17 protein-coding genes are annotated in these 12636 nt (G+C 42.4%); all 17 read right to left on the bottom strand.

Annotated elements, in window-relative coordinates; genetic code table 11:
• Nucleotides 1-15: 15 nt before the first annotated feature.
• The 17 genes from spoIIIAE to AC1ECB_RS07200 all read right to left on the bottom strand — a co-directional run bounded on the left by spoIIIAE (nt 16) and on the right by AC1ECB_RS07200 (nt 12585).
• The gene (gene spoIIIAE, locus AC1ECB_RS07280; protein ID WP_485668088.1) at nt 16-1173 is read right to left on the bottom strand and encodes a stage III sporulation protein AE; all 1158 of its coding nucleotides are present in this window, start codon (nt 1171-1173) and stop codon (nt 16-18) included.
• A 12-nt stretch (nt 1174-1185) separates the two neighbouring features.
• Complete coding sequence (gene spoIIIAD / locus AC1ECB_RS07275; RefSeq protein WP_021170053.1) at nt 1186-1572, bottom strand: stage III sporulation protein AD; 387 nt, start codon at nt 1570-1572, stop codon at nt 1186-1188.
• A 14-nt stretch (nt 1573-1586) separates the two neighbouring features.
• On the bottom strand, nt 1587-1784 hold the full coding sequence (gene spoIIIAC, locus AC1ECB_RS07270) for a stage III sporulation protein AC (RefSeq protein WP_021170052.1): 198 nt from the start codon (nt 1782-1784) through the stop codon (nt 1587-1589).
• A 22-nt stretch (nt 1785-1806) separates the two neighbouring features.
• Nucleotides 1807-2325: a stage III sporulation protein SpoIIIAB gene (gene spoIIIAB, locus AC1ECB_RS07265; protein ID WP_485668087.1), complete on the bottom strand. Its 519-nt coding sequence runs from the start codon at nt 2323-2325 to the stop codon at nt 1807-1809.
• Nucleotides 2316-3320: a stage III sporulation protein AA gene (gene spoIIIAA, locus AC1ECB_RS07260; protein WP_485668086.1), complete on the bottom strand. Its 1005-nt coding sequence runs from the start codon at nt 3318-3320 to the stop codon at nt 2316-2318. The genes spoIIIAB and spoIIIAA overlap by 10 nt, the downstream gene beginning before the upstream one ends.
• Nucleotides 3321-3521: 201 nt before the next feature.
• On the bottom strand, nt 3522-4001 hold the full coding sequence (locus AC1ECB_RS07255; protein ID WP_485668085.1) for a CD1247 N-terminal domain-containing protein: 480 nt from the start codon (nt 3999-4001) through the stop codon (nt 3522-3524).
• A 108-nt stretch (nt 4002-4109) separates the two neighbouring features.
• A complete protein-coding gene (efp, locus tag AC1ECB_RS07250; protein ID WP_021170048.1) occupies nt 4110-4667 on the bottom strand; it encodes an elongation factor P in 558 nt (185 codons plus the stop codon).
• A gap of 26 nt (nt 4668-4693) precedes the next feature.
• The gene (locus AC1ECB_RS07245) at nt 4694-5761 is read right to left on the bottom strand and encodes a M24 family metallopeptidase (protein ID WP_485668084.1); all 1068 of its coding nucleotides are present in this window, start codon (nt 5759-5761) and stop codon (nt 4694-4696) included.
• Nucleotides 5758-6216, bottom strand: a complete 459-nt coding sequence (gene aroQ, locus AC1ECB_RS07240) for a type II 3-dehydroquinate dehydratase (RefSeq protein ID WP_485668083.1) — start codon at nt 6214-6216, stop codon at nt 5758-5760. The genes AC1ECB_RS07245 and aroQ overlap by 4 nt, the downstream gene beginning before the upstream one ends.
• A gap of 148 nt (nt 6217-6364) precedes the next feature.
• A complete protein-coding gene (locus AC1ECB_RS07235; RefSeq protein WP_485668082.1) occupies nt 6365-8035 on the bottom strand; it encodes a peptidoglycan D,D-transpeptidase FtsI family protein in 1671 nt (556 codons plus the stop codon).
• A gap of 56 nt (nt 8036-8091) precedes the next feature.
• The gene (locus tag AC1ECB_RS07230; RefSeq protein WP_485668081.1) at nt 8092-8316 is read right to left on the bottom strand and encodes a DUF4911 domain-containing protein; all 225 of its coding nucleotides are present in this window, start codon (nt 8314-8316) and stop codon (nt 8092-8094) included.
• Between the two features lies 1 nt (nt 8317).
• Nucleotides 8318-9550: a peptidase U32 family protein gene (locus AC1ECB_RS07225; RefSeq protein ID WP_485668080.1), complete on the bottom strand. Its 1233-nt coding sequence runs from the start codon at nt 9548-9550 to the stop codon at nt 8318-8320.
• Nucleotides 9547-10161: an O-methyltransferase gene (locus AC1ECB_RS07220; RefSeq protein WP_485668079.1), complete on the bottom strand. Its 615-nt coding sequence runs from the start codon at nt 10159-10161 to the stop codon at nt 9547-9549. The genes AC1ECB_RS07225 and AC1ECB_RS07220 overlap by 4 nt, the downstream gene beginning before the upstream one ends.
• Nucleotides 10158-11174, bottom strand: a complete 1017-nt coding sequence (gene mltG / locus AC1ECB_RS07215) for an endolytic transglycosylase MltG (protein ID WP_485668078.1) — start codon at nt 11172-11174, stop codon at nt 10158-10160. The genes AC1ECB_RS07220 and mltG overlap by 4 nt, the downstream gene beginning before the upstream one ends.
• Before the next feature lie 114 nt (nt 11175-11288).
• Nucleotides 11289-11630, bottom strand: a complete 342-nt coding sequence (locus AC1ECB_RS07210; protein ID WP_485668077.1) for a DUF1292 domain-containing protein — start codon at nt 11628-11630, stop codon at nt 11289-11291.
• A gap of 78 nt (nt 11631-11708) precedes the next feature.
• Nucleotides 11709-12131, bottom strand: a complete 423-nt coding sequence (gene ruvX / locus AC1ECB_RS07205; protein WP_485668076.1) for a Holliday junction resolvase RuvX — start codon at nt 12129-12131, stop codon at nt 11709-11711.
• Between the two features lie 196 nt (nt 12132-12327).
• Nucleotides 12328-12585 (bottom strand): IreB family regulatory phosphoprotein, encoded by a 258-nt coding sequence (locus AC1ECB_RS07200; protein WP_145100205.1) that lies wholly within the window; start codon nt 12583-12585, stop codon nt 12328-12330.
• Nucleotides 12586-12636 lie beyond the last annotated feature (51 nt).

Below are 12636 nucleotides of genomic sequence, written 5' to 3'. Positions count from 1 at the left end.
CTATTTTACCAACCCCTATCGAAGCATCATGGCAACACTGCCCGCAGCAATAATCATGGTAATTACCAAAAAAAACATTAAGGCTACTGTAAGTAATGCGGCAAAAACTAATACTAGATTGTTTCCCATGGCATCAAGACACTTTGCCATTTTCTCGTCACCCATAGGCTGAATCAATGCTCCTGCTATCTTCATAACTACGATCAGCGAAAGAAGCTTAATAAGTGGTAGTGCACACAGTAAAGCAATGGCTACCACACCAAAGATACCTACAGCATTTTTTAGTAGCAGCGATGCTCCCATGACCAGTTCAACGGTATCAGCAAACATTTTGCCGACAACCGGTATAAATGTTGCTGTAGCATACTTGGCTGTCCGTAAAGTCAGACCATCAGCGATACTGCCGGCAACACCCTGAATACTAACGATGCCAATAAATACTACCAGCACAAATCCGAGAATCATCATTCCGGCCTGTTTAAGTACGCCGGTCAAATTACTGAGCCGATATGTGCCGGAAAGATAGTTTACACACTCCAACACAGCAGTTAAGAATAGTAACGGCAAAACAATATCTTTCACAATGACACTTGTTACACTAACAACCAGCAGCATAAGTGGAGTTAAGAGCGCCGCCGAGGTTAATGCTCCAACCCCGGCTAACAAGGATAATAAAAGCGGCAGCAGCGCCTCCATAAATCCGACCATGGTACCGACCGTTTCCCGGGCAAGTGTCAGCCCATTATAAAAAGCACTCAGGGAAATTACACATAAAAAAATAAAACACACACTATACGCTAATAACGAGATTGACGATTGTTCAAATGAATTTTGCAGATTTTGTAACAGTGCGCATAGTACCGCTAAAAATAACAACTTGCCCATAAGATGAATATTTGTTGCCAATTCTTTAAACAAACAAGAGAGAATGGTAGTACTCATTGTCTGCCAGTTAAAATTCAGACCTTTGGTGGCAATATCTTTAATTGTTGCCGCAGTTAAAAAAGGGATATCTTCATTCAGTTCCTTATTAATCGCCTGAATGAAATGGTTAATATCGGTAACTGATGAACCATCCAGCAGCTCAATAGGCAATTCCGGGGTGACATCAGGTGCCGCCCAGGCAATATTACTACATAAGATAAACAATAGTGCTAGTATACCTTTTTTCATGCGCATTCCACCTTAAGGAATGAGTCTTACGATGGTATCTAATACTAATGCAATGATCGGTACTGCCAGGACCATTACAAGAATTTTACCAGCAAACTCAATTTTGCCGGCAACTGCACCTTCACCAGCATCGCGACAAACTTGAGCACCAAATTCAGTTACATAAGCGATACCGATAATTTTAAGAATAGTATTCAGGTACATCTGACTGATATTGGCTTTTTCGGCTAAATCACGAAATAAATCAAGCACAACACTAAGCTTACTTAGTACCATTAAAAAAATAATTGCTGACAGTGTGAGCCCGAGCTGTACAGCCAGTTCGGGGCGTTGTTGTTTAATAATTAAAATCAACAAGGTAACAACAAGTCCCAACCCGATAATTTGGATGATTTCCATGGTGCTTACACCCCTTAGAACAACTTAAATACATCCTGTACAGTGGTAAACAATCGCCCCAACAATTGGACAACCCATAATAACACTAGCGCAAAACCGGCAAGCGTACATAAGTGAGCCATATCTTCTTTGCCGGCTTGTTTTAACGCTGTATGAAAAACAGAAATTAAGATACCTACCCCGGCAATTTTAAACAATACATCGATTCCCATTTCCAAGTCCCTCCGTTCTTGGTTACACTAAAATTATGACTATTGCTAAGCCACTGCAGAGCCCTAAGTATCTATACATCTTGACGTTTTGCTCACAGAGCTTTTCCGCCTCATATTGGATTCTGGATAATTGCTCCTGGACCAATTCCAGCGACTTATGCTGTTCCTCGCGGTCCATACTGCCAAGATTGGCACTAAATACCGTAAGAATTTCCCGTTCAGGCTGATTTAAAACAAGCTGTTTTGATTCCATTAGAGCCTGATCCATAGCAGCCTGCGGTGTTAACCAACCGTTATTGAGCAGCAATAATGACATCGTGTTAAAAAAGTCCGCTACTGGTCCGGCAATACCTGAGGTGCATTGCGACAATGCTTCCGGCAACGGTATTGCTGCATAATTAATGTGCGATTGTAAGGCCGACAAACAACTGATTAGCTGGCGGATTTGGCGGGGACGCTCAGCATAGCGTGCCGCAACACTAAAGCCCATAGCTGTACCGGCGACAACAATCAGCAGACTGCCCAAAATTTTCAGCCACATTCTCTCACCTCATTGGAACACGCATATACTGTCTTTTCCAACCGGGAATCAACTATTTCTTCAATTGTTCCCGGTCCAAAACGGTTGCTCAGGATAACATAGCGGTCAAACATTCTTTGTTGTACCAATTCACCAATATACGGACGTTCACGCAGTTCGTTTATTGTCCGGCTATGAACAGTGGCCAGCACACTTACACCGGCATGAATCGCTTCCCGCACTGCCGCAGCATCCTCTGCCCGGCCCAATTCGTCTGTTGCTATTACTTCCGGCGCCATTGAGCGGATAAGCATTAATAATCCGCTCGCCTTAGGACAAGCATCCAACACATCAACCCGGGGACCCAGGTCGATACTGGGAATACCATTTTCGCAGGCGGCAATTTCTGATCGTTCATCAACGAGACCAATTTGTACGCCCACAATGCCTAACGTCGCTTTACCAGTGCTCAACTGACGAATTAAATCCCGCAAAATTGTTGTTTTGCCACAGCGTGGCGGTGAAATAAGTAAAATATTATATATCCTTCGGCTAACACTATCAATGACAAAGGGCAAAATAATATCAGCGCAGCCAGGTATAGCTCTGGCTAAACGAATATTGAGTGAACTAATATGGGTAAGTGTTTTTACCGTTCCATTAAAAGCCGTTGCCTGTCCCGCCAGACCAACCCGGTGACCGCCCTTGATGGTCAGGTATCCTTGCCTTAATTCCGGCTCAAAAGCATATACGGAATTTTTACATAGTAGCTGAAAGGTTTTAAGCAAATCTTGAATGGTACAATAGTAAGCCTGAGCTTGGCTGGTTGCCTGTCCAAAGACATCAATCATAACGTCATGGTTACCTAATACTAATACTAACGGCTGATTTACTCTAATGCGGATTTCAGTTACTTTAGCCAGCAAGCTGACAGGTACTGCCATCAGTATTTGAGACAAATTGGGCGGCAGAAGCGGATAAATATGTTGCGTTAAGATATCTTGTGTATTTGTCATGCGTTTATCATTCCTTAGTTAATATTTCGGGATTGTATTCATCTCCACTATCTTTTCTTTACATAGATATGTTTTTAAAAATAATTTATGACAAAAAGAAAGACTTGGCTGCCAGGCCAAGTCAGTAAAGAGAATTAATTTTTCAAATAATAACTCTGGGGTTTTTCCGTGATTGTCAATGCTATCGGCTTAGAAGGTTTTTCAAATACCAGGATGCATAATATGGTTAGATTGCTCAGCCTGGAGGCTGTCGGTGGCAACAATATCTAAGGTGTTATCGTAGACTGTACCGCCGCAGTAAGGGCAAGTTACCTCAATATCATCATCTTCGTCAAGAATATCAGACTCAAAGGTAACTAGTTCATGACAGTCCGGACAACTTACTTCAACCATATCATCATCAAAAACATCTTCACAGCCGTCGTCGTCAAAAGCATCGTCTGCAGCGCTATCAAAGTCTTCATAAATCTGCTCTTCCAGGTCGGTCAAATCTTCGTCAATTGACTCCACATAATCCTCAAGGTCTACTTGTGCAACATTGACGCTTTGAACCTCATCAGCAAAAGAATCAAGTACATCAATAATATTGATTAAAAGTTTACCCTCAGAGGAATGTTCGCTAACATTAAGACCTTGTGTTAATCCATGTAAATAGGCCACTTTCTCCTTAAGATTTCTCATAAAAAAAACCCCCTTTAGCTATGTTCTGTTCTAAGCATTAGACACTATTTGTAGTATATCCAATGCTTATTAAAACATAACTTTTCGGAGGTTTCCTGGATTTAACTTTTAGGCGCGCTCGATATAGTCCCCGGTGCGGGTATCAATTCTCAGCACCTCACCAATGTTGATAAAGAGTGGTACACGCACAATATGCCCAGTCTCTAATTTAGCTGGTTTATTACCGCCAGTAGCAGTATCACCCCTGACACCAGGATCAGTTTCAACAACTGTCAGTTCAACCGACATTGGCAGATCAATACCGATAACAGTGCCTTGGAAAAACATTACGGCAATATTCATATTTTCTTTTAAGAATTTGGTAGCATCACCCATTTGCTCAGCTGACAATTCAATCTGTTCATAATTCTCATTATCCATCAAGTTGTACATACCGTCACTCATATAGAGATACTGCATTTCGCGGCGATCAACATGCGCTTTGGGTAATTTTTCACCAGCGTTGAAAGTGCGTTCAACGACAGCTCCAGTACGGCCATTTTTCAGTTTGGCCCTAACAAAAGCTGCACCTTTACCTGGTTTTACATGTTGGAAGTCAACTACGCTCCACACATCATTATCAATCTCAACTGTTACCCCTGTACGAAAATCATTAACTGAAATCATTAATATGCCTCCCCATGTTCGGTCAATTACTCTATTTCTAATAAGCTCTTGCTGCTGGCAGTAAGAACTGTGCAGCCGGCAGCAGAAACCACAACCAAATCTTCGATACGTACGCCACCCCAGTCGGGAAGATAAATTCCCGGTTCAACAGATACTACCATGCCTGCCGCCAGTTTACTGTCATTTGCAGGCGATAACCGGGGCTCTTCATGGATAGCAAGCCCAACTCCATGGCCTAGACTATGACCAAAGTACTCGCCATAGCCCTCGTCGGAGATTATTTGTCTGGCAGCCTGATCAATTTCTTTACCTGTTTTACCAGCTGCTACGGCTTTAATGCCTGCCAACTGAGCAGCTTGTACAATACTATATATTTTATGCTGTTTATCACTAGCCTTCCCTGCCACCACTGTTCGCGTCATGTCAGAATGATAGCCCTGATATACGGCACCGAAATCCATGGTAATAAAATCCCCCGCCTCAATGATTTTATCAGAAGCCTGACCATGCGGTAAAGCACTGCGATAACCGGAGGCTACGATAGTATCAAAAGCCGGTTTCTCTGAACCAAGCTTACGCATTTGGTATTCAAGGTCCAGTGCAATTTCCAGTTCAGTTATTCCAGGTCTAATGATGGTTACTACGTGATTGAAGGCGACATCGGCAATTTCAACAGCCTGGTGTAAGAGTGTAAGCTCAGACTGATCTTTAATTTCTCGCAAAGCATCTAATTGGACAGGTTGCCATTCCACCATAGTTAGCTGTGCAGCCTGCTTATGATAAGTGTCCCAGGTTATAAAGTCACTTTCAAAACCAATACGGGTAATTCCTAGTTTTTTAACTGTATCTGCCAGGGTAGCAAACATATCTGCTCCATGACGAACAATTTGATACTCTGGTGATTGTTTATTAGCTTGCTCAATATATCTAAAGTCAGTAAATAATAGCTGCCTTTGTTTATCAATTAAAAGTAATCCGGATGAACCGGTAAAACCACTAAAATATCGCCGGTTTTCCGGTTTGGTTACGATAATAGCATCAAGGCTATGTGTCGTCATAAGCTTACGCAAACCAGTTAAACGCTGTTGTATCATAGATTTGTACCCTTAATCAGATTCGCAGCCGCCTCTAGTGCCAGTAAATAGCTATTTGCCCCAAAGCCGGCTATTTGTCCAATGGCTACCGGTGAAATTACTGAATGATGACGAAATTCCTCTCTACGGTAAATATTGGATAAATGCACCTCAATTGCCGGCACATTTACGGCTGCCAACGCGTCACGCACCGCAATACTGTAATGAGTAAAGGCAGCTGGATTAATTATAATACAGGCATAGTTGCCCGGGGCTTGCTGGATGGCATCAATCAGTTTACCTTCATAGTTACTTTGAATAAAGACGAGTTCCAAACCCAGCTCTACTGCCCGTCCTGTTAACATATCATTAATATTCTCAAGCGTAGTCGTACCATATACTTCCGGCTCACGCTTTCCAAGCAAATTTAGGTTAGGCCCGTGGAGAACCAAAACTCGTTTTTTAAAAGCTTCCATCCCATTCATCTCCAGCGCTTACTTAATTCATGTGGGTACTTGTTGCTAGTAGCAAAAAACATCTTTGTGTACTAACTTTAACATTTTAGCATATATTTTGTATTTTGACTACAGAAAAACTATTTCATAGGTTAGATAGTTTGGTTAACTAGTTTTTAAGAATTTCGGTTGCTATGTCACGAAAGATGGGGGCGGCAACATTGCTTCCAGACATGCCTTCCTCTACAAAAATGACAATGACATACTTTGGATGCTCAAACGGCGTAAAACCAGCAAACCAAGCATGATTTATACCCTTCCCGGTGGTATTGGTTCGTCCTGTTTCAGCCGAACCAGTCTTACCTGCTGAACCAAAGACCTCCACATAAGCAGCTTGACCTGTACCATATTGTATAACAGCCAGCATCATGTTTCTTATTCTTTCCGCTGTTTGCCTGGATATTACCCGTATACCAGGATGGGGTTGAAACTTCTTAACAATAGTTCCATCTGGCGTTGTAAGGAGACTAACAATATATGGTTCAACCTTAAGGCCATCGTTTACAATTGTGGCTACCGTCTGCGCTACCTGCACTGGCGTAGCCTCACAAAAACCCTGACCGATAGCCAGATTAGCCAGATCACCCGGGTATAATTGATCAGCGGCTGGTAAGTTACCTTCACTCTCACCTAAAAAACCAAGATTTGTCCTAGAACCATATCCAAACTTTGCTGCCATATCAATGAGCTTTTCAGCGCCTAATTTCAAGGCAACCTCGATAAACACCGGGTTGCTGGAATGAGCCATGGCTTCCGTGATGGTAAGATACCCTTTGGGCGCCTCACCATAATCCCAGCCTTGAAAACGAACATTATTGACGTCAATATAGCCGGCGTCAAAAAGCACATCATTCATTTTTACTGTTTTGTTTTCAAGTGCGGCAGCAGCTACTACTAACTTAAACACGGAACCAGGCTGATAGGCCGAAATGGCACGGTTTAACAAAGGTGCACTGCTTTGCTCTAAATAACGACTAAGATTATTGGCATCAAATCCCGGCCTGGACGCCATAGCAAGTATTTCACCAGTACTTGGACGCATAACGACCACGGCACCCTTGACAATTGTGCGATCCATACAATTTTCGACCTTTTGCTGAATCTGTTTGTCAATAGTTAATACGATATTCGTTTCGTTATTACTAGCCGAAAGCTTTAGCCGTTTATAGCCCAGACCGGGGATGATTTGCTGACTTGCGTCAACAATGGCAGCAACATATTCAGGCTGATTGCCGCGCAGCAGCTCGTCATACATGCCTTCAATCCCGCTTACTCCCTTATTGTCAGCTGAATTAATGTAGCCTAGTATATGGGAGGCAAGCATTCCCTGTCCATACCGGGTTTTTTCGGCGATTGCTATAATACCTGGTATATGCAGATCATTAATTTTTTTTGCCGTATCACTGCTAATATCTTTAGCTAGTCTAAAGGGGTATTCACTGGTATGCTTACCTTGTAAGAAATACTCAAGCTGTTCGCTTGGTAAGCTTACAATAGCATTAAGTTTGCGCAATAATTGCAGCGGAGTATGTTCAACTTGTCCAGGAAAAACAACAAGACTATATTGTTGAGTGGTATTGGTTAGTGGTAGACGATTACAGTCCAGGATTTCACCCCTGGCAATCTCGACTGGTAATCCCTGAACACGAATATTAAGTCCTTCTAATGCCAATTGCTGCCCCTGGATAATCTGGAGATAAAATAATCGCATTACCAGCAGGCTGGACATGATCAAAAAAAATAAAACCAGTCGAAATATACGTGTACTGGAATAAGCCATACTGCCACCTTCTATTGTTGTTAGATAGGTATAGTATGGCTTACAAAGGCAGCCGGTTATTCAGAGCGTTCAACATAATGGATTTCAATCGGAATATGAGCTAATATGTCCCGAACTTCGTTAGCTGTATCAGGTGTTGCCCGGATTTGCAATATTCCCTCACGCCGGTCCCGAGTACTGACGACTCCTAAATACTCATATCCTTCCATAATTCGATTTACATAATTAACATATTTGGGTTCAACCTGGATATAAATCGGTTTATCTATTGTCGTTGTCATATTAATCGCTCCTGCCTTGCGGCCGCCTGAGCATAGCATAGGGCACCACCGGTTGCGACATTGGAAGGGTCACAATTTGCTGTGGATGAGGCGCTACACTGATCAAATTGCCTTCGGAATCAAACATTTGGCTAATTGTTTGTACAAAGTTGCTCTTACCCGGCTGCATAATTTCAATTTTTTCGCCAACCTTCATATTATTGCGTTGCTCTACTACTGCCATGCCGGTCGACGGGTTATATTCCTTAACAAGTCCGATAAAATTATGGGTTTGAATATAGCTGGAAGAAGTATAAATTTGATCTTGCTCTGTTGGCTTATTAAATGTAAAACCAGTTGTGTATTCCCGGTGCGATACTTTTTGTAGTTCATCAAGCCATTCCTGTTTGAGAGTAAAGAGTGCTGACGAACTGGCATAGCTGTCAATTGCCTCTCGATAAACCTTGATAACAGTAGCAACATAGTGAACACTTTTCATGCGGCCTTCTATTTTAAAACTATGTAAGCCGCTATCCATAAGTTCAGGTATATGGCCGATAAGACATAAATCTTTGGAATTAAATATGTATGTACCCCGTTCATCTTCCGCTACCGGCAAGTATACTCCCGGACGGCTTTCTTCCATGAGATGATATTTCCAACGGCAAGGCTGTGCACATTCTCCCCGATTAGCATCACGTCCGGTTAGATAGTTACTTATTAGACAGCGCCCTGAATAAGACATACACATCGCCCCATGGACAAAGGCTTCGAGTTCAATGTTAACCTTTTGCCTGATAAGTTTTATATCAGTAAGTGAAAGCTCTCGTGCTAACACTACCCGCGTTGCACCCAGTTCTTTCCAAAATTGGGCAGTGGACCAATTGGTGCTATTGGCCTGGGTACTAATATGAATAGGCAGCGAAGGTGCTACTTGCCGGGCAATGCGAAATACACCCAAGTCAGAAACCAGGATTGCATCAGCACCTATCTTGTCAAGACGCTTAATATACTCAGGCAAACCAAGCAAATCATCATTATGGGGAAATATATTAATGGTTATATATGCTTTTTTACCAAGACTATGAGCAAAATCAATCCCTTGCTCAAGTTCAGTATCATCAAAATTATCACCAAAAGCTCGTAAACCAAAAGCCTTTCCGCCCATATACACAGCATCGGCACCATAAATAAGTGCCATTTTAAGTTTTTCCAAGTTTCCGGCAGGAGCCAGAAGCTCTGGTTTAGTTATCATTTATTCGCCTCTCCCTGGTAACGCGATACGGCCATACCATCGCCGGTCTGGTGAACGACCGTGTCAAACCGCGCATCATTAGTAACAAAATCAAGATAAGCCTGTAGACGTTTAACAATTGTCCGAAAACGCCGGGGTGTTGCTTGGTTATCAAGCACCCAGCCTCTAAATAAAACATTATCAGCAATGACAATAGCTCCTGGAGAAAGTTTATCCATAACTTTATACAAATAATCAAGATATTGACCTTTCGCAGCGTCAATAAATACTAAATCAAAACTGTCAGTTAGTCCGGACACAACTTCGCCAGCATTGCCGGCAATAATTTCTATGTGGTCGAGGACACCTGCTTGCGCCAGAAAATGCCGGGCAACCAGTATCCGTTCTTCATCTTGCTCTAATGTCGTTATTTTTCCGCCAGGTGCGATATTGGCAGCCAGAAGTAATGTTGAATAACCAATTGCTGTACCTATCTCCAGGACAGACTTAGGGGTGGCAGTTGCGGTTACTGTCTGTAGCAACTGACCACTTTCCCGGTTGATGATTGGCACATTATGGGCAATAGCATACTCTTCCATTTCAGTTAACAGCGTAATAAAGTTGTCCCTCATAACTGCACCTGATTGATTGCCAGTAAATGTTCGGCATAGGAATTGCTAAAATGGTGCTTGCCTTGTTTATCGGCTACAAAATATAAATAATCGGTTTTGTTAGCCAAAAGCACAGCTTTGATAGCATCAGTCCCAGGATTGGCAATAGGCCCTGGTGGCAAGCCCATGATTTGATAGGTATTATAGGGCGAGACGATTTCAGTGTCCTGAATGGTAAGTTCAGCCTTAGGATAACCAAGAATATATTGAATTGTGGCACATGACTGCAAAGGCATGTTTTGCTTTATCCTATTGGCAAAAACTCCGGCAATGATTGGTTGTTCTTCATTGAGTTTGGCTTCTTTCTCCACAAGAGAAGCCATAATGATAACCTCCCGGACAGAAAGGCCAAGTTCTTCCGCCCGCTGCCTACTATCAGGAGTCATTTTTGCATCAAATTGTTTGACCATCATCGCCAGCAGCTCTTCTTCAGAAGTACCCCTGGCTAAACGGTAGGTGTCAGGAAACAGAAATCCTTCCACACTGTATTTGGTATCAGGATTAGCTGCCATATAGGGAAAAGGGGCAAAGTTTTTAGCCAATGCTTTAAATTTTTCAGGATTTGCCAGTTTCTTTTCGGCCAGCAGTTCAGCAATTTGGTCAACTGTATATCCTTCAGGAATTGTAAATTGTTGATAAGCAGTTTGTCCCTGAGACATCATCGTAAGCATTTGCCGCACAGGCATGGCCGGACTAATGGAATATTCTCCGGCCTGCAATGAATTCTCCAGTCCCTGCAGCTTAACTGCAACCCGAAATACAATCGCATTTTTTATTAATTTTTGATTCTCTAAATCTTCGGCTATAACTTTAGCTGGAGTACCTGCTTTAATACGTACAAGTATGGGTTCTCCTTTGCTGCTAACCGGCTCAGTCAGTGTCCAACCAACTAGTAGCGCGCCAAAGCTGAGAAAAGTGGCTGCCAAGATTCCAATTAGAATTTTTTTGGAAACCGAAATATTTAGTAGTAACATTCACTATCCCCTTTTTACATTCATCTAAGCTAGTACCATTATAATCGATAATGTCTTATGAGACAAATAACGCTGCCTATCCATCTGGAAAAAAAAGAAGCCTGGCGGCTTCTTTTACTCTTCCTCGTCTTCAATCAACTCTTCGTAGGCTTTACGAACTTCTTCAAATTCTTCATCAGTAGGGTCTACGTAAATTTCTTCGCCGCTTTCGTCAACGTCGATTCGGGCAATAAATACGTCAGTTTCTTCACCGCAGCCACAGTCGCAGCTTTCATCGTGGCAGCTACCATCGCACTCCTCTTCATCAACGTCAAATGGTACCAGTATAGCGAAGCGCTTGTCACCAACAGGTACGATCATGTCTTCACGGTAGTAGTATTCATTGCCTTCTTCATCAGTCATGACGACTACCGGCTCATCAAATTCCATACTTTCATCGTTTTCATTTTCAGTCATGTCTTTCACCTCTTTTTACACATACGCAACATAATTCTATCTTAGAAAACATATCCTGTCAAGGGACTCTCTGGAAAGTCAACTACCTCGTGGCAAACTGTCAAGATAGCCTTGTAAAATGAAGACAGCAGCCATTTTGTCAATAACCTGACGTCGCTTGGCCCGGCTGACATCAGCTGCTATCAGCGATTTTTGCGCAGCAACAGTAGACAAGCGCTCATCCCAGAATGTAATCTCAACATTGGGGATAGTCTGTATCAACATGCTGGCAAATTCCTTCACAAGTTCGCCTCTGGGGCCAATCGTGCCGTTCATATTTTTGGGTAACCCAATAACAACAAGCCCTACCTGATACATGGTTATCAGTTCATTGAGCCTAATGAAATCCTTAGTTGGCGATGTTCTTCGAATGACTTCGACCCCTTGTGCTGTTAGCTTAAGCTCATCGCAAACCGCTATCCCAATAGTTTTGTCCCCGACATCAAGTGCTAGTATGCGCATTTATCCTCCCCATTATCACAAAGAACTACTATTAATTAAGCTGTATCAATAAAATTGACCCCTGCATCAAGTGCTACCCGATAACGCTAGCAACCTTCAGCCAACGACCGGTTTGAATGCAAAGGGCCAATAGGAAGTCCGCCAAAACATAATCTCGATACAAAAAGACCTGTTTTCCAAGTAATGATAGTCCATCTTATTTGTCTTTTAGATAGGCACGTACCAATTCCTCAATAATCTCATCACGCTCTAACTTGCGAATCAGTCCACGGGCATTATTATAGCTGGTTATATAGGTCGGATCTCCGGATAAAAGATAGCCTACCAATTGATTTATTGGATTATAGCCTTTTTCCTTCAAGGATTGGTAAACAGTTGTCAGAATTACTTCGGCCGCGTTAGTCTCATCATTATTTACCTTAAACATCATTGTTTCTTGCGATATATTGGTCATGAAGCCTCCTCCTCTCTTATATTATCGACAAAGTATAGATCTATATATTCT

The sequence above is a fragment of the Sporomusa sp. 246TCP1 genome, assembly GCF_057319775.1.
This window is presented reverse-complemented; position numbering and strand designations above follow the sequence as displayed.

Excerpts from the sequence above, each read along its gene's own strand:
- efp (WP_021170048.1), bottom strand. The coding sequence starts at position 4,667 with ATGATTTCAGTTAATGATTTTCGTACAGGGGTAACAGTTGAGATTGAT.
- AC1ECB_RS07255 (WP_485668085.1), bottom strand. The coding sequence starts at position 4,001 with ATGAGAAATCTTAAGGAGAAAGTGGCCTATTTACATGGATTAACACAA.
- AC1ECB_RS07225 (WP_485668080.1), bottom strand. The coding sequence starts at position 9,550 with ATGATAACTAAACCAGAGCTTCTGGCTCCTGCCGGAAACTTGGAAAAA.
- spoIIIAC (WP_021170052.1), bottom strand. The coding sequence starts at position 1,784 with ATGGGAATCGATGTATTGTTTAAAATTGCCGGGGTAGGTATCTTAATT.
- AC1ECB_RS07200 (WP_145100205.1), bottom strand. The coding sequence starts at position 12,585 with ATGACCAATATATCGCAAGAAACAATGATGTTTAAGGTAAATAATGAT.
- aroQ (WP_485668083.1), bottom strand. The coding sequence starts at position 6,216 with ATGGAAGCTTTTAAAAAACGAGTTTTGGTTCTCCACGGGCCTAACCTA.
- AC1ECB_RS07235 (WP_485668082.1), bottom strand. The coding sequence starts at position 8,035 with ATGGCTTATTCCAGTACACGTATATTTCGACTGGTTTTATTTTTTTTG.
- AC1ECB_RS07220 (WP_485668079.1), bottom strand. The coding sequence starts at position 10,161 with ATGAGGGACAACTTTATTACGCTGTTAACTGAAATGGAAGAGTATGCT.
- spoIIIAB (WP_485668087.1), bottom strand. The coding sequence starts at position 2,325 with ATGTGGCTGAAAATTTTGGGCAGTCTGCTGATTGTTGTCGCCGGTACA.
- mltG (WP_485668078.1), bottom strand. The coding sequence starts at position 11,174 with ATGTTACTACTAAATATTTCGGTTTCCAAAAAAATTCTAATTGGAATC.
- AC1ECB_RS07210 (WP_485668077.1), bottom strand. The coding sequence starts at position 11,630 with ATGACTGAAAATGAAAACGATGAAAGTATGGAATTTGATGAGCCGGTA.
- spoIIIAD (WP_021170053.1), bottom strand. The coding sequence starts at position 1,572 with ATGGAAATCATCCAAATTATCGGGTTGGGACTTGTTGTTACCTTGTTG.
- AC1ECB_RS07245 (WP_485668084.1), bottom strand. The coding sequence starts at position 5,761 with ATGATACAACAGCGTTTAACTGGTTTGCGTAAGCTTATGACGACACAT.
- spoIIIAA (WP_485668086.1), bottom strand. The coding sequence starts at position 3,320 with ATGACAAATACACAAGATATCTTAACGCAACATATTTATCCGCTTCTG.
- spoIIIAE (WP_485668088.1), bottom strand. The coding sequence starts at position 1,173 with ATGAAAAAAGGTATACTAGCACTATTGTTTATCTTATGTAGTAATATT.
- ruvX (WP_485668076.1), bottom strand. The coding sequence starts at position 12,131 with ATGCGCATACTAGCACTTGATGTCGGGGACAAAACTATTGGGATAGCG.
- AC1ECB_RS07230 (WP_485668081.1), bottom strand. The coding sequence starts at position 8,316 with ATGACAACGACAATAGATAAACCGATTTATATCCAGGTTGAACCCAAA.